Genomic DNA, 22,502 nt, shown 5'->3' on the forward strand with positions numbered 1-22,502 from the left:
CTGCGCCCTCCGGCTTCAAGGCGCCGGAATGGTAAACCGGGTGTGGATTTCTTCGAGCGCCTGCAGCACGTCCTCATCCAGAATCACGTCGAGGCTGTCGAGGTTGATTTTCAACTGCTCCACCGAGGTGGCGCCCAGCAGGGTGCTGGCGACGAACGGCTGCTGACGCACGAAGGCCAACGCCATCTGCGAAGGATCCAGCCCGTGTTTTTTGGCCAGCGCCACGTATTCGGCGATCGCCCGTTGGGTTTGCTGCCCTGAATAACGGTTGAAGCGGGTGAACAGCGTATTGCGCGCACCGGCCGGTTTAGCGCCGTTGAGGTATTTACCGCTCAGCGTGCCGAACGCCAGGCTGGAATAGGCCAGCAGTTCTACTCCTTCGTGCTGGCTGATTTCGGCCAGGCCAATCTCAAAGCTGCGGTTCAGCAGGCTGTACGGGTTTTGAATCGACACGATGCGCGGCAGCTCGTGTTTCTCCGCCAGTTGCAGATAGCGCATCACGCCCCAGGGCGTTTCGTTGGATACCCCGATATAGCGAATTTTACCGGCGCGCACCTGCTCGGTCAGCGCCTCCAGGGTTTCCAGCAGCGTGACCGTGGCTTTGTCATCGGTATATTGATAGTTGAGTTTGCCAAAGCAGTTGGTGGCGCGCTGCGGCCAGTGCAATTGGTAAAGATCGAGATAATCGGTGTTCAGCCGCTTGAGGCTGGCGTCCAGAGCGGCGCGGATGTTTTTGCGATCGAGCGCCTGCTGCGGGCGGATGCTGCTGTCAGTGCCGCGCACCGGGCCTGAGACTTTGCTGGCCAGGACGATTTTTTCGCGATTGCTGCGCGCTTTGATCCAACTGCCGATATAGCTTTCGGTCAGGCCCTGGGTTTCCGGGCGGGGCGGCACCGGGTACAGTTCGGCGGTATCAATTAGGTTCACGCCTGCGGCCAATGCATAGTCCAGTTGCGCATGGGCGTCGGCTTCGCTGTTCTGTTCGCCAAAGGTCATGGTGCCCAGTCCCAGCACGCTCACTTCTAAAGAACTGTGGGGAATACGGTGGTATTGCATTAACGGCCTTCCTTTCTTGTTAGCGCTGACGGGCCGTGCGGCCCGGTGAAACAGGAGCCCAATTCAGAAGACGGCGCAAAGTCCGTCGGGCGGCGATGTCGCCTTTCCTGACTATAACCAAGCGGTGAAGATGGGGGAAGCGGATTCCGTGCGGACACGAATGAGGGCTACCGCGCTCGAGCGGGCGATAGCCGGCGTGCGGTGATTAGCGTTCGATAACCTGGGAAACCTGATCGCCGTTGATCTGGCGGTGATTGCCTTTCTCATCTTTATAACTGATGAGCCCGGTGTCTGTGTCGATCTCCGGTTTGCCTTGCGTCAGGATCATGTTGCCGTCTTTGGTCGCCATGACGTAGTCGCTGGAACATCCCGCCAAACCGGCGGCCATAACCAGCGCAGACACTGCCATTACCCACTTTTTCATCCTGCGGATCCTCGATTATGCAGAAAACAATGTTCTTTCAAGATTAGCAAACTCTTGGCAGAGAGCGTCTCAGATAAGTCTTTATCTGATAAGAAAAACTGAAATGAGGGGGCAACGAAACGGCGGAAGCCGCCGATGGCGGCCTCCGCGTAGGGTTATTCCGGCGAACGGTTTTTCTTGCTGCGCATCAGATTGAGCGCTTCTACCGACATGGAGAAGAACATGGCGAAGTAGATGTAGCCTTTCGGCACGTGCACCTGGAAACTTTCCAGCATCAGCGTGAAGCCCACCAGGATCAGGAACGCCAGCGCCAGCATTTTCACCGACGGATGGCGATTGACGAATTCGCCGATCGGCCGTGCGGCGAACATCATCACGCCGACGGCAATCACCACCGCCGCCATCATGATGAACAGGTGATCGGAAAGGCCTACGGCGGTAATCACCGAATCCAGACTGAAGATGATATCCAACAGCATGATCTGTACGATCGCGCCGAAGAAGCTGTGCACCTTGGTGTGGTGCTCTTCTTCCGTGCCTTCGATGGTTTCGTGGATCTCTTTGCTGGCTTTCCAGATCAGGAACAATCCTCCGAGCAGCAGGATCAGATCGCGGGCGGAAATGGCGTGATCCAGCACGGTGAACAGCGGGTGCGTCAAGCGGATCACCCAGGCGATGGAGGCCAGCAGCGCCAGGCGCATCAGCATGGCGGCGGCCAAGCCCATTCGGCGAGCTTTGTTCTGTTGCGCTTTGGGCAGCTTCGCCACCACCAGCGACAGAAAAATGATGTTATCAATACCCAGTACGATCTCAAGAATGGTTAGCGTACCTAACGCTAACCAGGCATTGGGATCCATAATCCATTCGAACATTGCCCGACACACCTTAATACTTAATAAATGCAAAGGGTGAATTATACGCGTTTATCGTGGCGCTGACAGGGCTAGCTAAACCAGAGTTAAACGAAATCGCCTAGATTGAGAAATGTCTTGCCAGCAGCGCGCCGGTAAAACCCTTTTTCAGATAGAAACCGCGCGGCAGCGTCATGATAGGTTGCCCCTGTTCGCCGATGGCTTCGGTGAGCGCCTTGTTGTTGGCCGCTTTGGGGCGCAGTTGCAGCACTTCGCCGTGGCGTGCGGTGATGCGTTCTACGTGACCGAGCACAATCAGATCCATCAGCTCTTCCCAATCGCGGCGCAGCATCTCTTCTTCTGCAGCGCTCGGGCTCCACAGCAGCGGCGAACCGACGCGGCGCTGCGCCAGCGGGATTTGCCGTTCGCCCTCTACCGGTATCCACAACACGCGCGCCAGCTTGTGGCGAACGTGGCTGCTGGCCCAGGTGACGCCGCTGTTGCCGGTGAGCGGGGCCACGCAGACGAAAGTGGTCTCCAGCGGTTTGCCGGCGGCGTCGACAGGAATGGTTTTCAGCTCAATGCCCAGCTCAGGAAAATCCTGTTCCGGTTTGCTGCCGGCCATGGCGCCGAGGTACAGCTCCAGCAGCATGCCCACCCAGCCTTTATCGCGTTTCAGATCCTTGGGGATCGGCAACTGCGCGCGGGCGGCCAGTTCGCCAAAACTGAAGCCGGCCAGCGCCTGAGCGCGCTCGAACAGCTGCCGTTCATTTTCCGGCGGGGGCGGCAGAGGGGATAAAAACGCCATAAATCAAGCCTGTCGAATTTGGTTGAAAAACGTACTGCAAAGATACACGGGAAACGGTAACCCCAGTCGCCTGGGGAAAAGAATAATAGTAGCATGATTTTACATGACTTTTTTTCTTTCCTTGCGCGGGCGACAATGCACCCGCGAGGCTTGTTCACCTGAAGCCACCGACAATAAACAGGATCTTACACCTATTTATCCACAGATTTATGGGATAACCCAAATTTTTACCGATCACTGGTTCAATTTACAGCCTTGACTCGGGCGGTTTTTTACGAATTTGTCCGTTTTGTGCGTAACTTGCCCGGATAATCTGTGGATAAAAACGGCGTTGGTGGATCTTTCGCCAGGGTAAGATCCTTACCGTGCATAGATCACATTTTTGCCCTGTACATAACTGTGGGATATTGGTTAATTATATGTTTTTATAAATAATATTGTTTTATCTGTGTGAGGGGGGATTTTCGGGGACGAGAGTTTTACCGGCTTATCCCTCGAGTTCTACACACACCTATCCACAGAAAAAGTGAATAAAACCGGTCTGAAATGCCGATGCATGTTTATAACTTTGCCTATATCTGTGAGTTATCCCAATGTTATCCGGCCCGCAGCGCCGTAAAGCAGTGGTTTACCGCCTGTAGCTTGTGTGAAACAATCAGGACATCTATGCGAATTTAAGCTTATCGAGGTAGTCCGGTGATCGATGATGATGGCTACCGCCCGAATGTTGGTATCGTAATCTGTAATCGTCAGGGGCAGGTCTTATGGGCCCGCCGTTACGGTCAGCACTCCTGGCAGTTTCCCCAAGGTGGGATTAACCCTGGCGAAACTGCGGAGCAGGCGATGTACCGTGAGCTGTTCGAAGAAGTGGGGCTGAGTAAAAAGGATGTGCGCATCCTGGCTTCGACCCGCAACTGGTTGCGCTATAAATTGCCGAAACGTTTGGTGCGTTGGGACACAAAGCCGGTTTGTATCGGCCAAAAGCAAAAATGGTTTTTGTTGCAGCTACTGTGCAATGACGCTGATATCAACATGCAGCGCAGCAGCACACCGGAGTTCGACGGTTGGCGCTGGGTGAGCTTCTGGTATCCGGTGCGCCAGGTGGTGTCGTTTAAACGCGACGTCTACCGCCGGGTGATGAAAGAATTCGCCGTGACCGTGATGCCGATGCAAGAGCAGGCGGCGCCGCGGCAGGCCCCCGCTTATCGCCGAAAGAGAGGTTAAGTTAAGCCGACTATGCTCACGCGCTTGCGAGAAATTGTAGAGAAGGTGGCCGCGGCGGCCAGTCTGACGGATGCGCTGGATCTGCTGGTCAATGAAACCTGTCTGGCGATGGACACCGAAGTGTGCTCCATTTACCTGGCGGACAACGATCGCCGCTGTTACTACCTGATGGCCACGCGCGGGCTGAAAAAGCCGCGCGGGCGCACTATCGCATTGGCGTTTGACGAAGGTGTCGTCGGGTTGGTCGGCCGCCGGGCCGAACCCATCAACCTGGCCGATGCCCAAAGCCATCCCAGCTTCAAGTACGTTCCGCAGGTCAAAGAGGATCGCTTCCGATCCTTCCTCGGGGTACCGATCATTCACCGGCGCCAGCTGTTGGGGGTGTTGGTGGTGCAGCAGCGAGAGCTGCGCCAGTTTGACGAAAGCGAAGAGTCGTTCATGGTTACCCTGGCCACGCAGATGGCCGGGATCCTTTCACAGTCGCAGCTTAATGCCATTTTCGGCCAGTATCGCCAAACGCGCGTGCGCGCGCTGGCGGCCTCGCCCGGCGTAGCGGTGGCGGAAGGGTGGCAGGACAGCAGCCAGCCTTCGCTCGATCAGGTTTACCGCGCGTCGACGCTGGACACCGCCAGCGAGCGCGAGCGCCTGACGTTGGCGTTGGAAGAGGCCGGCGCGGAATTTCGCCGCTTCAGCAAGCGTTTTGCCGCCAGCTCGCAAAAAGAGAGCGCGGCGATCTTCGATCTTTATTCTCACCTGCTAAACGACGCCCGCCTCAAGCGCGAATTGTTCGCCGAAATTGACAACGGCTCGGTGGCGGAATGGGCGGTGAAGCAGGTGATAGAAGCCTTTGCCGAACAGTTCGCCAAACTGCAGGACACCTATATGCGCGAGCGCGGCAGCGACCTGCGTGCGCTGGGCCAGCGCCTGCTGTTCCACCTCGACGACACCACTCAGGGCGCCACCCAGTGGCCGGCGCGTTTTGTGCTGGTGGCGGATGAACTGACCGCGACATTGCTGGCCGAAGTGCCGCAGGATCGCCTGGTTGGCGTGGTCGTGCGCGACGGCGCCGCCAATTCGCATGCGGCGATTTTGGTGCGGGCGATGGGGGTCCCGACGGTGATGGGCGCCGACATCCAGCCTTCTCTGCTCAGCCAGCGGCTGCTGATCGTTGATGGATATCGCGGCGAACTGCTGGTCGATCCTGAGCCGGTGCTGGTGCAGGAATATCAACGGCTGATCAGCGAAGAACAGGAACTGAGCAAGCTGGCGGAAGACGACGTCGAACAGCCGGCGCAGTTGAAAAGCGGCGAACGCGTTCAGGTGATGTTGAACGCCGGCCTCAGCCCGGAACATGAACAGCTGTTGGGCGGCCGGGTGGACGGCGTGGGGTTGTACCGCACTGAAATTCCGTTCATGTTGCAAAGCGGTTTCCCTTCTGAAGAAGAACAGGTCGCGCAGTATCAAGGCATGCTGCAGCTTTACCCCAACAAACCGGTCACGCTGCGCACGCTGGACATCGGCGCCGACAAGCAACTGCCCTACATGCCGATCAGCGAAGAAAATCCCTGCCTGGGCTGGCGCGGCATTCGCATCACTCTGGACCAGCCGGAGATTTTTTTGATACAGGTGCGCGCCATGCTGCGCGCCAATGCCGGCACCGGCAACCTGGGCATTTTGCTGCCGATGGTCACCAGCCTGGAAGAGGTCGATGAGGCCAAGCGCTTGATTGACCGCGCCGGGCGCGAGGTGGAAGAGGTGCTTGGCTACGCGATCCCGAAACCGAAAATCGGCGTGATGCTGGAAGTGCCGTCGATGATTTTCCTGATCCCGCATTTGGCGGGGCGCGTCGACTTCATCTCGGTAGGTACCAACGATTTGACCCAGTACCTGCTGGCGGTGGATCGCAACAACACGCGGGTAGCCTCGCTGTACGACAGCCTGCATCCCGCGATGCTGCAGGTGCTGAAGCTGATCGCCGAACAGGGGAAAGCGGCCGGGCTGCAGCTTAGCCTGTGCGGTGAACTGGCCGGCGATCCGATGGGCGCGCTGTTGCTGGTAGGCATGGGCTATCGCAATCTGAGCATGAACGGACGCAGCGTGGCGCGCATCAAATACCTGCTGCGGCATATCGATCTTGCCGACGCCGAAGTGTTGGCGCACCGGGTGTTGAACACCCAAATGACCACGGAAGTGCGCCATTTGGTGGCGGCGTTTATGGAGCGACGCGGCATGGGCGGGTTGATTCGCGGCGGCAGATAATCGCCGCGCGATGTGATTTTTTTACAGAACTTTTCCCGCGCTGCCGGCCCGGACCGCGCTAAGCCTATGTTATGATGCGCAACCTCAGCGCGACGCATGTTCGTCGTCTTGCAAACCGCAGCGGCCAACGCTGCTGTTTGAAAGGCGTGTGACAACCTGCGCCGACGTTTGGCACCTGCCGCCCCCGCATGGGGAAAAATAACAGACATGTTGTGGTGATAGATGAGCAATAGCTATCTGGCGTTTCCTAAATTTGATCCGGTCATTTTCTCCATTGGCCCGGTTTCTTTGCATTGGTATGGCCTGATGTATCTGGTCGGCTTCGTTTTTGCCATGTGGCTGGCGGTGCGCCGCGCCAACAAGCCGGGCAGCGGCTGGACCAAAGACGAAGTGGAAAACCTGCTCTACGCCGGTTTCCTGGGCGTATTCGTCGGCGGCCGCGTGGGCTATGTGCTGTTCTACAACCTGCCGTTGTTCCTGGATAATCCGCTCTATCTGTTTAAAGTCTGGGATGGCGGCATGTCGTTCCACGGCGGATTGATGGGGGTGATTCTGGTGATGTTCTGGTTCGCTCGCCGCACCAAACGCACCTTCTTCCAGGTTTCCGATTTTATCGCGCCATTGATCCCGTTCGGTTTGGGCGCCGGCCGCCTCGGCAACTTCATCAACGGTGAACTGTGGGGCCGCGTGACCACCGACACCCCTTGGGCGATGCTGTTCCCAAGCTCGCGCAGCGAAGACGTGGCGCTCGCCGCCGCCGATCCTTCTCTGCTGCCGCTGCTGAATCAGTACGGCGTGCTGCCGCGTCACCCGTCCCAGCTGTATGAACTGCTGCTTGAAGGCGTGGTGCTGTTTATCATTCTGAACCTGTTCATCCGCAAGCCGCGGCCGATGGGTGCCGTATCGGGCCTGTTCCTGATCGGTTATGGCGCATTCCGCATCATCGTTGAAGCGTTCCGCCAGCCGGATGCCCAGCTTGGCCTGTTCGACGGCGTGATCAGCATGGGGCAGATCCTGTCCATCCCGATGGTGGTGGCCGGTGTTATTATGATGATTTGGGCGTACCGTCGTCGCCCGCAGCAACAACTGTCGTGAGGGACAAATGAAACAGTATCTGGATTTGATGAACAAGGTGCTCGCCGAGGGCACTCCTAAAGCCGACCGTACCGGCACTGGCACGTTGTCGATTTTCGGCCACCAGATGCGTTTCAATTTGCAGGAAGGCTTCCCGTTGGTGACCACCAAGAAATGTCATCTGCGTTCGATCATTCATGAGCTGTTGTGGTTCCTGAACGGCGATACCAACATCGCCTATCTGCGTGACAACAAGGTCACCATTTGGGACGAGTGGGCCGATGAAAACGGCGATCTCGGCCCGGTGTACGGCAAGCAGTGGCGAGCCTGGGGCGCGGCGGACGGTCGTCAGATCGATCAGCTGAGCAACGTGCTCCAGCAGCTGAAACAAGATCCGGATTCGCGCCGCATCATCGTTTCCGCCTGGAACGTCGGTGAGCTGGACCAGATGGCGCTGGCGCCGTGCCACGCGTTCTTCCAGTTCTACGTGGCGGACGGCAAGCTCTCTTGCCAGCTGTACCAGCGTTCCTGCGACGTGTTCCTCGGCCTGCCGTTCAACATCGCCAGCTACGCGCTGTTGGTGCATATGATGGCGCAGCAGTGCGATTTGGACGTCGGCGACTTCGTCTGGACCGGTGGCGATACCCATCTGTACAGTAATCATATGGAACAGACGAAGCTGCAGTTGACGCGTGAACCCCGTCCGTTGCCGAAGCTGGTGATCAAACGCAAGCCGGCTTCGCTGTTCGATTACCGTTTCGAAGACTTCGAGATCGAAGGTTACGATCCGCACCCGGCCATCAAGGCGCCGGTCGCGATCTGACCTTAACCGCATCACACCAGGGGCGCAGCGATTGCGCCCCTTTTTTTATCCGCATTGCGCGCCGCGCCGCATTTTATTGTCGCCATTTGTCGCTATAGGGAAAACATTGCGCAGCTTGCCGCAAGGCTTGCGCATGCGGCTTTACCGCCTTGTTACGGCCCTTAAACTGGCCGCATGAAAGAAAATACGCTCTCGAACATCGATGACCGCCAGCGTGGCATGACGCTGATTGAGCTGTTGGCGGCGCTCCTGATCGCCGGCATGCTCACCGGCTGGGGCGTCGGTCAATGGCGCCACCATCAGCAAACGTTGCGCCTGGAACATACTGCCCAGCAGCTGCTGGCGTTTTTACTGCGGCTGCAGGCGGACGCCAACTGGCGCAACCGCACGACGCTGCTGTGGTTCAAGAACGGCACGCCCTGGTGCCTGGGCGGCGGTGTGCCGCCGCCGGATTGCGCTTCCGCCGAGGGTTCCGTTTTCTCACCGTCTTACCGCGATGTCGTTTTGAACGGCTACACCGACAAAGAGATCGGGTTTTACGGCTTGCGCAATACCGCGCAGGCGGGGCATATCCTACTCAGCAACGAGGCAGGCGGCCTGCGGCTGGTGCTGTCCGCCCGAGGGCGGCTGCGTTTGTGCAGCGAAGGGCTCCGGATAAGGGGGATCGCGCCATGCTGACTGTCGAACGCGGTTTTACCGTGCCGGAGGTGATGTTGGCGCTGGTGTTCGGTAGCGTGATCGCGCTCGGCGCCGCGAAAACCTATCCGCTGTTGCGCCAGCAAAACGTGGCCGTCGGCCAGCATTTTCGGCTGGAGTCAACGCTGCGGCAACTGGCGTTCGGCATCGAGAAAGACCTGCGCCGCGCCGGTTTCTGTGCCGGGCAGTGCGCCGGCCGCCCGCTGCTGATCGGCCAGGCGGCGGGAGAAGCGGCGGGCAGCTGCGTTATCGTCGCTTACGACATCACCCGCAGCGGGCAATGGCTCACCTCGGGCGAGGATGCAGGTTATTTCGGTTATCGGCTGCGCAATGGCGGCTTGGAAGGGCAGCGTGGCGTAAGCCAATGCGACGGCGGCGGCTGGGAGCGGCTGCTCGATCGTGACGAAGTGCGCATTGAGCGGTTTCATGTGGCGATAGAGCGCGGGGAGCATGGCGGTGCGCTGGCCCGTTTGACTCTGGCGGGGCGCTCTGTCGGCGATGCGCGTATCAGGCGCAGCCTGAGCGGGAGCGTCGAAATGGCGGCGTTGCCATGAACCGGCGGAGCCAGCGAGGCGGCAGCACTTTGGCGGCGGTAATGTTGCTGTTGGCGTTGGGGTTGATGTTGCTCAATGCCCAGCACCGGCAATTGGATAACGCGCTGTTACTGGCCGCCGATCAGCAGCGCTACCTCCAGGCTTACAATCAGGCCGCTTCGGCGCTGAGTTGGGGCATGCTCCAGCGTTGGCCGCGCGCCGAGCTGAGTGCGGCGGCCTGGTTATGCAGGCAGCGCGCGGAACTGACGGCCTGCGCCCGGCTGTCTGCCAGAGCGGGCGTCGTGACGGTACGCGGCCTTGGGGAGATGCGCGGCGGTGAGCCGCTTTGGCTGTATCAATGGGGCGCGTTTGACGGTGCGGAATCGGTCGGCAGGGTGCAAGCGCAGCCGGGCGGCCGGCTGGATTTTTGCCCCGAGAAAAGGCCGGCCGACTGTGAGGGTTAACGCTCGCGCAGGGCGGTTATCCCGCAACGGCTTCAGCCTGCCGGAAGTGTTGGTGGCAGCATTGTTGTTCTCGGTGTCGCTGCTGGGCTTGTTACAGTATCATCAGGTGCTGTTGCAGTCGTTCCAGCGCCAGTGGCACTACCGGCAAGCCTGGGTGATGGCGCATCAGCAGTTGGAGGCGTTCGCCGTCACCGGTCGGCTCGATGCCGAACCGCTGCCGGAAGGCTGGCGACGCGAGACGGCGTTCGACGGCGCGGATGCTGATTGCCGCCGATTGACGGTCAGAGTACAAACTCCGCAACGGCAGTGGGCGACGCTGAGCCGCTGGTATTGCACCCGTTTTTGAGCCGGTACGTATCTTGTTTTAAAGGAGCCATCATGTTCACGGTTTATCATTCCAATCAGCTGGATTTATTGAAAACGCTGACCAGCGCGCTGATAGCCAGAGATCCGTTGGCCGATCCTTTTCAACAGGAAGTGGTGCTGGTTCAGAGCCCCGGTATGGCGCAATGGCTGCAAATGCAGCTGGCGGAGCAGTTCGGCATCGCCGCCAATGTCGCGTTTCCGCTGCCGGCGACCTTCATTTGGGACATGTTCACCCGAGTGTTGCCGGATATCCCGAAAGAGAGCGCCTTCAGCAAGGACGCCATGACCTGGAAGCTGATGTGGCTGCTGCCGGAGATGCTGACCCAGCCGGCGTTCGCGCCACTGCAGCACTATCTCACCGATGACGGCGACAAGCGAAAAATCCACCAATTGGCCGGCCGGGTTGCCGACCTGTTCGACCAGTATTTGGTTTATCGCCCGCAGTGGCTGGAGAGCTGGCAGCGCGGCGAACGCATCGACGGTCTGCCCGAGGCTCAGCAGTGGCAGGCGCCGCTCTGGGCACGGCTGGTGGAGTACACGCGCGAATTGGGGCAGCCGGAATGGCACCGCGCCAATCTGTATAGCCGCTTTATCCACGCGCTGGAGCAGGCAACAGCGTGTCCGCCCGGTTTGCCGCCGCGGGTGTTTATCTGCGGCATCTCGGCGTTGCCGCCGGTCTATCTGGAGGCGCTGCAGGCGCTGGGGCGGCATATCGATATCCACCTGATGTTCACCAACCCTTGTCGTTATTACTGGGGCGACATTCAGGATTACGCTTTCCTGGCCCGCTTGCAGAGCCGCAAGCGCCGTCACTATCATCAGGCGCGCGAGCAAGGGCTGTTTCGCGAGCCGGCCGACGCGGCGCGTCTGTTTGACGCTGAAGGGCAGCAGCAGCTCAGTAACCCGCTGCTGGCTTCCTGGGGCAAGCTCGGGCGCGATCACCTCTATTTGCTGTCGCAGATGGAAGGGGCGCAAGAGGTCGACGCCTTTGTCGATATCCCGGCGGATACCATGCTGCACGCCGTTCAACGCGATATGCTGGAGCTGGAAGATCACGCGGTGATCGGCATCACGGCGGAAACGCTGGAAAGCAGTTTCAGCAAGCGCAGGCTCGATCCGCAAGATCGTTCCCTCAGCCTGCACGCCTGCCACAGCCCACAGCGGGAAGTGGAGGTGCTGCACGATCAACTGCTGACCATGCTCGCGCAGGATCCCGCGTTGACGCCGCGCGACATCATCGTGATGGTGGCGGATATCGACAGCTATACGCCTTATATTCAGGCCGTGTTCGGCAATGCTCCCGCCGAGCGCTACCTGCCGTTCGCCATTTCTGACCGTAAAGCGCGGCAGGCGCATCCGGCTTTGCAGGCGTTCATCTCACTGCTCGATTTGCCGCAAAGCCGCTTTACTTCGGAACAGGTGCTGGCGCTGCTGGAAGTGCCGGCCCTGGCCGCCCGTTTCGCCATTGGCGAAGAGGGGCTGCGCCTGTTGCGTCACTGGGTCGGTGAATCCGGCGTGCGCTGGGGGCTGGACGACGATAACGTGCGCGAACTGGATCTGCCCGCCACGGGCCAGCACACCTGGCGATTCGGCATTACGCGCATGCTGCTCGGCTACGCGATGGACAGCAACGCCGGCGATTGGCAGGGCATTTTGCCTTACGACGAGTCGAGCGGGTTGGTCGCCGAACTGGCGGGGCAGTTGGCGGATCTGCTGGCCCAATTGAGCCATTGGCGGCAAGTCTTGAGCGAAGCGCGCTCGCTCGAGGCGTGGCTACCGCTGTGCCGACAGCTGCTGGATGCCTTCTTCGAAGCGGATAGCGAGACCGAAGTGGTGCTGGCATTGATCGAGCAGCAGTGGCAGCAGGCCATCAATTTTGGCCTGGCGGCGCGCTATCCGGATGACGTGCCCTTGACGATTCTGCGCGACGATTTGGCGACGCGCCTCGATCAGGAACGCATCAGCCAGCGCTTCCTCGCCGGGCAAATCAACTTCTGTACGCTGATGCCGATGCGCTCGATTCCGTTCAAGGTGGTGTGCCTGCTGGGCATGAACGACGGCGTGTATCCGCGCACGTTGCCGCCGTTGGGTTTTGATCTGATGGCGCAGCAGGTCAAGCGCGGCGACCGCAGCCGGCGCGATGACGACCGCTATCTGTTCCTGGAGGCGATTCTGTCCGCGCAACAACGGCTGTATATCAGCTTCATTGGCCGTTCCATTCAGGACAACAGCCCGCGCTATCCTTCGGTGCTGGTTACCGAGCTGCTGGAGTATCTGGAGCAAAGCTATTGCCTGCCGGGAGACGAGGCGCGCACCGCAGACGACAGCGCCCGGCGAGTGGGCGAGCATTTGCTGAAGTGGCATGCGCGCATGCCGTTCGCCGCCGAGAATTTCTTGCCGGGCTCGGAAGTGCAAAGCTATGCCGCCGAGTGGCTGCCCGCCGCCGACGGGCGCGGGGCGGCGCACCCGGCCTTCAACCAGCCGCTGCCCGCCGAAACGCTGCAGCAAATAGCGTTGGATGAGCTGCTGCGGTTTTACCGCCATCCTATTCGCGCCTTCTTCCAGCTGCGGTTGGGCGTCAGCTTTATCCTGGAAGAGACCGAGCTGCCGGACGAAGAGCCCTTCACGCTGGATAACCTCAGCCGCTACCAGTTCAACAGCCAACTGCTGAATACCCTGATTGACGGCGACGATCCCGAACGGTTGTTCCAACGGGTGCGCGCCGCCGGGGGGTTGCCCTATGGCGCCTTCGGCGAGATCTATTGGCAAAAGCAGCAGGAAGAGATGAGCGAACTGGCCGAGCAGGTGCGTGCGGAACGCGCAGAGAGCCATAGCCTGGAGCTGGATATCGATATCGCCGGCGTACGTCTCAGCGGCTGGCTGCATCAGGTGCAGGATGACGGCCTGTTGCGCTGGCGGCCCGCCACGTTGTCGGCGGTGGACGGCATATTGCTGTGGCTGGAGCACCTGGTGTACTGCTGCGCCGGCGGCACCGGCGAGAGCCGCATGTACGGTCGCAAGAACTCCGCCTGGCGCTTTGCCGCGCTTGCGCCCGAAGACGCGCAGGCGCAGCTGGCGGAACTGCTGGCGGGCTATCAGCGCGGTCTGTGTCAGCCGCTGCTGTTGCTGAACAAGAGCGGCTGGGCGTGGCTGAGTCAGTGCTATCAGCCGGAAACGCAGCAAATCGACTGGGAGGAAGAAGCGCAAACAAAGGCTCGCGCCAAATTGCTGCAGGCTTGGCAGGGCGATCAGCGCATTCCCGGAGAAGGGGAAGATCCCTATGTTCAGCGAGTGTTCCGCCAATTGGACAATGACTACCTGGCGCAAATACTGGCCGAAACAGAGCGTTATCTGCTGCCGGTGGCGCGTCATAATCTGGGGTAACAATCCCCCGGTGGTGCTGTGCGGCGGGAGGTGGTAAAAATAACGAAGGTTATATTCAACCATTGGGGTAATTCCCGGTCTTACATAACGTACAGGCATATACCCGCCGCGTTTGGGGCGCCACATTGGCGAAGAACCCGGCGAGTACAGATTTGGTTATGTGGTTTTGATGTACGTCGCCAGCGTCAGGGAGTGGGCGTGGCGATGTCAGAATAGGGGTTTATTTTGGATATGCGCAGACAGTTGGCCCGCATCACCGGGCTGGTATTATTGGCTATGTGTTGGGCGCCGTTGAGCTGGGCCGCACAAGGATGGCAACCGCTGGCGGAGAAGATCAACAAGAGCGAGCACGATCCGCGTCAGTACGAGGCGATCAAGTTGGCTAACGGCATGACGGTGCTGCTGGTGTCCGATGTCCAGGCGCCGAAATCGCTGGCGGCGCTGGCATTGCCGGTCGGGTCGCTCGAAGATCCGAACAGCCAACTGGGCTTGGCGCACTATCTGGAACATATGGTGCTGATGGGCTCCAAACGTTATCCCGAGCCGGAAAACCTGTCCGAATTCCTGAAAAAGCACGGCGGCAGCCACAACGCCAGCACGGCTTCTTATCGCACTGCCTTCTATCTGGAAGTGGAGAATGACGCGCTGGAGCCGGCGGTCGATCGCATGGCCGACGCTATTGCGGAGCCGCTGCTGGATCCGGGCAATGCCGATCGCGAGCGCAACGCGGTGAATTCAGAATTGACGATGGCGCGTTCGCGCGACGGCATGCGTATGGCGCAGGTCGGTGCGGAAACCCTCAACCCGGCGCACCCGAGCGCGCGCTTCTCCGGCGGTAATCTGGACACGCTGAAAGACAAGCCGGGCAGCAAGTTGCACGATGAGCTGACGGGGTTCTATAAGCGCTACTACTCCGCCAATCTGATGATGGGGGTGCTGTACGGCAATCAGCCGCTGCCGCAGCTGGCTGACATTGCCGCAAAAACCTTTGGTCGCGTGCCGAATCATGACGCCAGCGTGCCGCCGATCACCGTACCGGCCGTCACGCCGGAGCAGCAGGGCATCATCATTCACTATGTGCCGGCGCAGCCGCGCAAGCAGCTGAAGGTTGAGTTCCGCATCGATAACAACAGCGCCGCGTTTCGCAGCAAAACCGATACCTACATCGGTTACCTGATCGGCAACCGCAGTAAAAATACCCTGTCCGACTGGTTGCAGAAGCAGGGATTGGCGGACGCCATCAATGCCGGTGCCGATCCGATGGTGGATCGCAACGGCGGCGTCTTCGCCATCAGCGTCTCGCTGACTGACAAAGGCTTGGCCCAGCGCGACCAAGTCGTCGCCGCCATTTTCAACTACCTGAAAATGCTGCGCAGCGAAGGTATCAAGCAGAGTTACTTCGACGAAATCTCGCATGTTCTGAACCTGGACTTCCGCTATCCGTCGATCACGCGCGACATGGACTACATCGAATGGCTGGTGGACACTATGCTGCGCGTGCCGGTTGAGCATGCGCTGGATGCGCCTTACCTGGCCGATCGCTATGATCCTAAGGCGATCGCTGAACGTCTGGACGCCATGACGCCGCAAAATGCGCGCATCTGGTTCGTCAGCCCCGATGAGCCGCACAACAAGACGGCCTATTTCGTCAATGCTCCTTACCAGGTCGACAAAATCACGCCACAGCGCTTTACGCAGTGGCAGCAGTTGGGCAGCGGCATTTCCCTGTCATTGCCGGCGCTCAACCCGTACATTCCGGATGATTTCACCCTGACCAAACCGTCGCATGAATTCAAAAAGCCGGAAATGGTAGTGGATAAGCCCGGCCTGCGCGTGCTGTATATGCCGAGCCGTTACTTCGCCGATGAGCCGAAGGCCGACGTCACCGTCGCTTTCCGCAACGCCAAGACCATGGATTCCGCGCGCAACCAGGTGCTGTTCTCGCTGACGGATTATCTGGCCGGCCTGGCGCTGGATCAGCTGAGCTATCAGGCGTCGGTCGGCGGGTTGAGTTTCTCGACGTCGCCGAACAACGGCCTGATGTTTAACGCCAACGGCTTTACCCAGCGCCTGCCGCAGTTGCTGACGGCGCTGATCGAGGGCTATTCCAGCTTCACGCCGACGGAAGATCAGCTGGCGCAGGCCAAGTCCTGGTACCTGGAGCAGTTGGACGCCGCCGAGAAGGGCAAGGCGTTTGAACTGGCCATTCAGCCGGTGCAGATGGTTTCCCGCGTGCCGTATTCCGAACGCAGCGAGCGCCGCGAAGTGCTGAAAACGCTGACGCTGAAAGACGTGCTGGCGTATCGCGACAGCCTGCTGGCCGAGGCCACGCCGGAGCTGCTGGTGGTGGGCAACATGAGCAAGCAACAGGTCGATACGCTGGCGTCGACGCTGAAGCACCGTCTGGGCTGTACCGGTATTGAGTGGTGGCACGGTGAAGACGTGGTGGTGGACAAGAATCAGCTGGCCAACCTGCAACAGGTAGGCAGCAGCACCGACTCGGCGCTGGCGGCGGTCTACGTACCGACCGGTTACGACGAAGTGACCGGCATGGCCTATAGCTCGCTGTTGGGGCAGATTATTCAGCCGTGGTTCTACAGCCAGCTGCGCACTCAGGAACAATTGGGGTATGCGGTCTTTGCCTTCCCGATGTCGGTGGGCCGCCAGTGGGGCGTAGGCTTCCTGTTGCAGAGCAACAGCAAACAGCCGGCCTACCTGTACCAGCGCTATCAGGATTTCTATCCGAAAACCGAGAAACGCCTGCGTGAAATGAGCGAGGCCGATTTTGAGCAGTACAAACAGGCGCTGATCAACGAACTCAAACAGCGGCCGCAAACCCTCAGCGAGGAGGCCAGCCGGTTCGCCAATGATTTCGATCGCGGCAACTTCGCCTTTGATACCCGCCAGAAGCTGATCGCGCAGGTGCAACAGCTGACGCCGACCAAACTGGCGGATTATTTCCACCAGGCAGTGATCCAGCCGCAGGGGCTGGCGGTGTTGTCGCAGGTCAGCGGCAGCGGGCAGGACAAAGCGGATTACGCGGCGCCTAAGGATTGGGTCACCTATCCGAACGCGTCGGCATTGCAGCAGATCCTGCCGCGCAAAGTGGCGACGCCATGACGGAAGTCGCCCCGCAGAGGCTAGAACCGCTGACGCTGCCGCTGTTTGGCGAACGCCTGATCGAGGCGTCGGCGGGCACCGGCAAAACTTTTACCATCGGCGCGCTGTACCTGCGCTTGTTGCTGGGGTTGGGGGGGGAGGCGGCGTTTCCCCGCCCGTTGACGGTCGAAGAAATCCTGGTGGTGACCTTTACCGAGGCCGCCACCGAGGAGCTGCGCGGGCGTATCCGCGACAATATCCACGGGCTGCGCATCGCCTGCGTGCGCGGCATCAGCGCTAACCCGCTGTTTTCGGCGCTGATGGAAGAAATTGACGATTTGTCTGACGCCGCTGCGCAGCTGCTGGCGGCGGAGCGGCAGATGGACGAAGCGGCGATTTACACTATCCACGGTTTTTGCCAACGGATGTTGACCCACAACGCCTTCGAGTCCGGCATGCTGTTTGAACAAACGCTGGTACAGGACGAACTGCCGCTGCGGCGGCAGGCCTGCGCCGATTTCTGGCGGCGTCATTGCTATCCGTTGCCGCTGGGCGTGGCGCGTGCGGTCAGCCAGGAGTGGAGCGGCCCGGAAGCGTTGCTGGCCGACCTTTCCGGTTATCTGCACGGTGAAGCGCCGGCGCTGCGGCGGCCGCCGAAGGACGAAGAAACCGTCCTGATGCGCCACGAGCAGATTGTCGCGCGCATCGACGCCATCAAGGCGCAATGGCGGGCGGCGGCGGGCGATCTTGAGGCGTTAATCGCCCAGTCCGGCGTCGATAAGCGCAGCTACAGCAGCAAACACCTGCCGAACTGGCTGAACAAGGTCGGCGAATGGAGCGGGCAGGAGACCCAGGATTACCAACTGCCGAAGGAGCTGGACAAGTTTCGCCAGTCGGTGCTGCTGGATAAGACCAAGAAGGGCGAGCCGCCGCGTCATGCGCTGTTCACGGCGATAGACGAACTGTTCGATGAACCCTTGACGCTGCGCGACCTGATCATGGCGCGCGCGCTCAGCGAGATCCGCACCTCCATTCAGCAGGAAAAGCGCCAGCGCGCCGAGCTGGGGTTTGACGACCTGCTCAGCCGTTTGGACAGCGCCCTGCAAAGCGGCGGCGGCGAACAGTTGGCGCAGGCGATCCGCCAGCGCTATCCGGTGGCGATGATCGATGAATTCCAGGATACCGATCCGCAGCAATACCGTATTTTCCAAAAACTTTACGTCGGCCGGCCTGATTGCGGCCTGCTGCTGATCGGCGATCCCAAGCAGGCGATTTACGCCTTTCGCGGCGCCGACATCTTCACCTACATGCGCGCGCGTTCAGAGGTGAGCGCCCACTATACGCTGGAGACCAACTGGCGCTCGTCGCCGTCGATGGTCGCCAGCGTCAATCACCTGTTTTCTCAGGTAGAAAAACCTTTCCTGTTCGGCCAAATTCCCTTTATTGAGGTTAACGCGGCGGAAAAGAACCAAGGGCTGGCGTTTGAATTGCACGGCAAGCCCCAGCCGGCGATGCAGTTCTGGCTGCAGCAGGGGGAAGGCGCGGGTGTAAGTGATTACCAACAGCTGATGGCGCGCCTGTGCGCCACGCAAATTCGCGACTGGCTCAGCGCCGGGCAGCAGGGCCTGGCGCGGCTGCAGAGCGGCAAGGCGTCACGGCCGGTGCAAGCCTCTGATATCACGGTGCTGGTGCGCAGCCGCAACGAGGCGGCGTTGGTGCGCGATGCGCTCAGCGCGCTGTCTATTCCGTCGGTCTACCTGTCCAACCGCGACAGCGTGTTTGACACCCCGGAGGCCAAAGACCTGCTGTGGTTGCTGCAGGCGGTGTTGGCGCCGGAGCAGGAGCGCACGCTGCGCAGCGCCATGGCCACCGGGCTGATGGGGCTGGACGCGCCGACGCTGGACGGCTTGAGCCGCGATGAGCGCGCCTGGGACGCGCTGGTTAATGAATTCGACAATTACCGCACGCTCTGGCTGCGCCGCGGCGTGTTGCCGATGCTGAGCGAGGTGATGAAAACGCGCCAATTGGCGGAGAACCTGCTGGCCAGCGCCGGCGGCGAGCGTCGCTTGACCGACGTGCTGCATCTGGGGGAGCTGTTGCAAGAAGCGGCGGCGCAGCTCGACAGCGAGCATGCGCTGGTGCGCTGGCTGGCGCAGCAGATCGCTCAGCCTAATCGCCAGTCCGACAATCAGCAACTGCGGCTGGAGAGCGACCGGCATCTGGTGCAGGTGATCACGATCCACAAGTCCAAGGGGCTGGAGTTCGATCTGGTGTGGCTGCCGTTCGTCGGCAACTTCCGCCAGCAGCAGCAGGCGCTGTATCACGATCGCCACAGTTTCCAGGCGTTGCTGGACCTCGACGCCAATGAAGAGAGCCAGGCCTGGGCGGAGGAGGAGCGGTTGGCGGAGGATCTGCGTCTGCTGTATGTGGCGCTGACCCGCTCGGTGTACCACTGCAGTATCGGCATTGCGCCGCTGTTCCAGGGCACGCGCAAGAAACAGGGCGATACCGACCTGCACCGCAGCGCATTGGGCTATCTGGTGCAGGGCGGGCAGCCCGGCGACGCCGTGTATCTGCAGGAGCGGCTGCAGCAATTGGTGGGTGGCGGTATCGCGCTGTCGCTGGTTGAACCGCCGGATGCAGAACCCTGGCAACCCCAGGCGTCGCTGGCCGAAGCGTTGGCGGCGAAAAGCTTTACCCGGCGGATCCAGGATTTTTGGCGGGTGACCAGCTATACCGGTTTGCAACAGCACGGCGCGAGCCTGATGCAGGATCTGCTGCCGCGTCTGGATGTCGACGCGGCCGGTGAGCGCGGGGAAGAAAGTGAGCCAGCGCTTACACCGCATACCTTCCCGCGCGGCGCAACGCCCGGCACCTTCCTGCACAGCCTGTTTGAAACGCTGGACTTCACCCAGCCGCTCGACGAACAGTGGCTGCTGGAACAGCTGCAGCAGCAAGGGTTTGCCGAACACTGGCAACCGATACTGCTGGCGTGGATGCAGGTGCTGCTCAATACGCCGCTCGATGACAGCGGCGTGACGTTGGCGGCGCTGACGCCGCAGCATAAGCAGGCAGAGCTGCAGTTCTATTTACCGATTAACCGGCTGTTGCAGGCGAAGGAGCTCGATGCTCTGGTGAAGCGTTACGATCCGCTTTCCGCCCGCTGCCCGGCGCTGGATTTCCATCAGGTGCAGGGCATGCTGAAAGGCTTTATCGACCTGGTGTTCTGCTGGCAAGGCAAATACTACCTGCTGGACTACAAGTCCAACTGGCTGGGGGAGGACAGCTGCGCCTATACCCGGCCGGCGATGGAGCAGGCGATGGCGGAGCATCGTTATGATCTGCAATACCAGCTGTATACGCTGGCGTTGCATCGTTATTTGCGCCATCGGTTGCCGGATTATGATTACCGGCGCCATTTCGGCGGGGTGATTTATCTGTTCCTGCGCGGCGTGGATGCGGCGCACCCGGGCAACGGCATTTTCACCTGTCTCCCCGCGTTTGAGCTGGTGGCGGGAATGGATAGCTTGTTCAGCGGCGAAGCTGCGGCGACGGAGGAAAAATCATGATCGCACTGCTGGAGCAGGCGGTGGCGCTTGGCGCGCTGCGCCCGCTGGACGTGCAGTTCGCCCGCGTGGTGGCGAGCGAAGACGAGCCTGATATTTTACTGGCCGCCGCCTGTCTGAGCGCAGAGGCGGGGGCGGGGCATGTTTGCCTGATGCTGGAGCAGCTGCAGGCGGACACGCTGTTTGAAGGGCGCCAACCGGCGCTGGCGCTGGCGCTGTGGGAGGCGGCCGGGCGACCGGATAGCGCACGTTGGCAGCAGCGCCTGGCGAGCAGCGCGGCGGTTGGGGACGGCAGCGGCGCTACGCCGCTGGTGCTGCGTGGGCAGCGCTTATATCTGCAACGCATGTGGCAAAACGAAGGTGAAGTGGCGGCGTTTATCGGCGGTGAAGGTGAATCGCTGACGGTGCCGGAGGAGGCGTTGCGCGCCATTCTCGACCGCTTGTTCGGCGCGGCGAGCGATGAACCCGACTGGCAGAAGATCGCCGCTGCGGTGGCTGCCACGCGGCGCATCGCGGTGATTTCCGGCGGACCGGGCACCGGTAAAACCACCACCGTCGCTAAACTGCTGGCGGCGCTGGTGCAGTTGGATGAAAGCGCGCGCTTGCGGATTCAGCTGGCGGCGCCAACCGGCAAGGCGGCGGCGCGCCTGACGGAGTCGCTTGGCAGCGCCAGCCGTCAGCTGGCGTTGACCCCGGCGCAGCAGGCGTTGTTTCCCACGGAGGCGGCGACGTTGCACCGTCTGTTGGGGGCGCAACCCAACAGTCAGCGCATGCGCTATCACCGCGGTAACCGTCTGCATTTGGATGTGTTGGTGGTGGATGAGGCCTCGATGGTCGATCTGCCGATGATGGCGCGCCTGATTGCGGCGTTGCCCGATCGGGCCCGGGTAATTTTCCTCGGCGACCGCGATCAGCTGGCTTCGGTAGAGGCCGGTGCGGTGTTGGGGGATATTTGCCGTTTTGCCGAGCAGGGATACAGCGAGGCGCGCGCCGCAGAGCTGAGCCGCCTGACCGGTTGTTCGATCGCTGGGCAGCGGGCCGAAGCGCAAGCGGCGGTGCGCGACAGCCTGTGCCTGTTGCGTAAGAGCTATCGCTTCGACGCCCGTTCCGGCATCGGTCAACTGGCGTTGGCGGTCAACGCCGGTGCGGGGGATCGCGCGCTGGCGGCATTAAACGGCCGTTTCGGCGATGTCGCGGGCTATGCGCTGGCGACGAGCGAAGAGTATCAGGCGCTGCTGGACGCGTGCGTGGCGGGCTATCGCGACTATCTGCGGCTGACTGCCGAAGGCGCGGATGCGGCGGCGGTGCTGGCCGCCTTTAGCCGCTTCCAGGTGCTGTGCGCGCTGCGTGAAGGGCCGTTCGGCGTTGCCGGCCTGAATGAACGTATTGAACTCGGGCTGCAGCGCGCCGGCCTGATCGACCGCAAACCGGGCGTGCTCGGCCGCTGGTATCGGGGGCGGCCGGTGATGATCGGCCGCAACGACAGCGCGCTGGGGTTATTCAATGGGGATATCGGCATTACTCTGCCGGATGAGCGCGGCGAGCTGCGCGTGCATTTTCAACTGCCGGACGGCAGCATCAAGTCGGTGCAGCCGAGCCGTTTGCCGGCGCATGAAACCGCTTACGCCATGACGGTGCACAAGTCCCAGGGATCGGAGTTTGAGCATACGGTTCTGGTGTTGCCGAACCATTTCTTGCCGGTGCTGACGCGTGAACTGGTCTATACCGCGATCACCCGTGCGCGTCAGCAGCTCTCGCTGTACGCCACGGACGCGGTGCTGCTGCGGGCCATTCGCACGCCGACCCAGCGTCGCAGCGGATTGGCTGAACGGCTGCAGACGACGGAATAAGCGATGAAGGGGCGCGGTAGCGGCC

General features: G+C 60.8%; 16 protein-coding genes. 12 read left to right on the forward strand and 4 right to left on the reverse strand.

The genetic code is table 11. The annotated features are described in order from the left end of the window. Positions 1-15 precede the first annotated feature (15 nt). The 4 genes from ACSBQV_RS20975 to mutH all read right to left on the reverse strand — a co-directional run bounded on the left by ACSBQV_RS20975 (position 16) and on the right by mutH (position 3,139). A complete protein-coding gene (locus ACSBQV_RS20975) occupies positions 16-1,056 on the reverse strand; it encodes an NADP(H)-dependent aldo-keto reductase (RefSeq protein WP_099783485.1) in 1,041 nt (346 codons plus the stop codon). 205 nt (positions 1,057-1,261) lie between these two features. Beyond that, positions 1,262-1,480 carry a YgdI/YgdR family lipoprotein gene (locus tag ACSBQV_RS20980; protein ID WP_016929923.1) on the reverse strand — a complete coding sequence of 73 codons (219 nt, stop codon included), beginning with the start codon at positions 1,478-1,480 and terminating at the stop codon, positions 1,262-1,264. Between the two features lie 155 nt (positions 1,481-1,635). Then, on the reverse strand, positions 1,636-2,352 hold the full coding sequence (locus ACSBQV_RS20985; protein ID WP_033644847.1) for a TerC family protein: 717 nt from the start codon (positions 2,350-2,352) through the stop codon (positions 1,636-1,638). Positions 2,353-2,452: 100 nt separating this feature from the next. Continuing rightward, positions 2,453-3,139, reverse strand: a complete 687-nt coding sequence (gene mutH, locus ACSBQV_RS20990; protein WP_033644848.1) for a DNA mismatch repair endonuclease MutH — start codon at positions 3,137-3,139, stop codon at positions 2,453-2,455. A gap of 696 nt (positions 3,140-3,835) precedes the next feature. On the opposite strand from mutH, the gene rppH reads away from it, so the two are divergent. The 12 genes from rppH (at position 3,836) to recD (ending at position 22,477) form a co-directional block, all read left to right on the forward strand. Further along, positions 3,836-4,363, forward strand: a complete 528-nt coding sequence (gene rppH, locus ACSBQV_RS20995) for an RNA pyrophosphohydrolase (RefSeq protein ID WP_004931849.1) — start codon at positions 3,836-3,838, stop codon at positions 4,361-4,363. 12 nt (positions 4,364-4,375) lie between these two features. Next, positions 4,376-6,622 (forward strand): phosphoenolpyruvate--protein phosphotransferase, encoded by a 2,247-nt coding sequence (gene ptsP / locus ACSBQV_RS21000; protein WP_033644849.1) that lies wholly within the window; start codon positions 4,376-4,378, stop codon positions 6,620-6,622. A 222-nt stretch (positions 6,623-6,844) separates the two neighbouring features. Further along, positions 6,845-7,717, forward strand: a complete 873-nt coding sequence (gene lgt / locus ACSBQV_RS21005; RefSeq protein WP_015378920.1) for a prolipoprotein diacylglyceryl transferase — start codon at positions 6,845-6,847, stop codon at positions 7,715-7,717. Between the two features lie 7 nt (positions 7,718-7,724). After that, complete coding sequence (gene thyA / locus ACSBQV_RS21010; RefSeq protein ID WP_015378919.1) at positions 7,725-8,519, forward strand: thymidylate synthase; 795 nt, start codon at positions 7,725-7,727, stop codon at positions 8,517-8,519. 174 nt (positions 8,520-8,693) lie between these two features. Beyond that, positions 8,694-9,197 (forward strand): prepilin peptidase-dependent protein, encoded by a 504-nt coding sequence (locus ACSBQV_RS21015; protein WP_099783487.1) that lies wholly within the window; start codon positions 8,694-8,696, stop codon positions 9,195-9,197. Beyond that, a complete protein-coding gene (locus tag ACSBQV_RS21020) occupies positions 9,191-9,769 on the forward strand; it encodes a prepilin peptidase-dependent protein (RefSeq protein WP_099783489.1) in 579 nt (192 codons plus the stop codon). The genes ACSBQV_RS21015 and ACSBQV_RS21020 overlap by 7 nt, the downstream gene beginning before the upstream one ends. Beyond that, positions 9,766-10,212 carry a YgdB family protein gene (locus tag ACSBQV_RS21025; RefSeq protein WP_015378916.1) on the forward strand — a complete coding sequence of 149 codons (447 nt, stop codon included), beginning with the start codon at positions 9,766-9,768 and terminating at the stop codon, positions 10,210-10,212. The genes ACSBQV_RS21020 and ACSBQV_RS21025 overlap by 4 nt, the downstream gene beginning before the upstream one ends. Further along, positions 10,202-10,558 carry a prepilin-type N-terminal cleavage/methylation domain-containing protein gene (locus tag ACSBQV_RS21030; RefSeq protein WP_015378915.1) on the forward strand — a complete coding sequence of 119 codons (357 nt, stop codon included), beginning with the start codon at positions 10,202-10,204 and terminating at the stop codon, positions 10,556-10,558. Before ACSBQV_RS21025 ends, ACSBQV_RS21030 begins: the two co-directional genes overlap by 11 nt. A 32-nt stretch (positions 10,559-10,590) precedes the next feature. After that, positions 10,591-13,962, forward strand: a complete 3,372-nt coding sequence (gene recC, locus ACSBQV_RS21035; protein ID WP_099783491.1) for an exodeoxyribonuclease V subunit gamma — start codon at positions 10,591-10,593, stop codon at positions 13,960-13,962. 231 nt (positions 13,963-14,193) lie between these two features. Continuing rightward, entirely contained in the window at positions 14,194-17,082 is a 2,889-nt protein-coding gene (gene ptrA, locus ACSBQV_RS21040; RefSeq protein ID WP_099783493.1) for a pitrilysin, read from the forward strand. Further along, on the forward strand, positions 17,079-20,630 hold the full coding sequence (gene recB, locus ACSBQV_RS21045; protein WP_099783495.1) for an exodeoxyribonuclease V subunit beta: 3,552 nt from the start codon (positions 17,079-17,081) through the stop codon (positions 20,628-20,630). Before ptrA ends, recB begins: the two co-directional genes overlap by 4 nt. After that, positions 20,627-22,477, forward strand: a complete 1,851-nt coding sequence (gene recD, locus ACSBQV_RS21050) for an exodeoxyribonuclease V subunit alpha (protein ID WP_099783497.1) — start codon at positions 20,627-20,629, stop codon at positions 22,475-22,477. Before recB ends, recD begins: the two co-directional genes overlap by 4 nt. Positions 22,478-22,502: the final 25 nt, after the last annotated feature.

The organism is Serratia sp. B501 (assembly GCF_051172315.1).
Lineage (GTDB): Bacteria > Pseudomonadota > Gammaproteobacteria > Enterobacterales > Enterobacteriaceae > Serratia > Serratia ureilytica.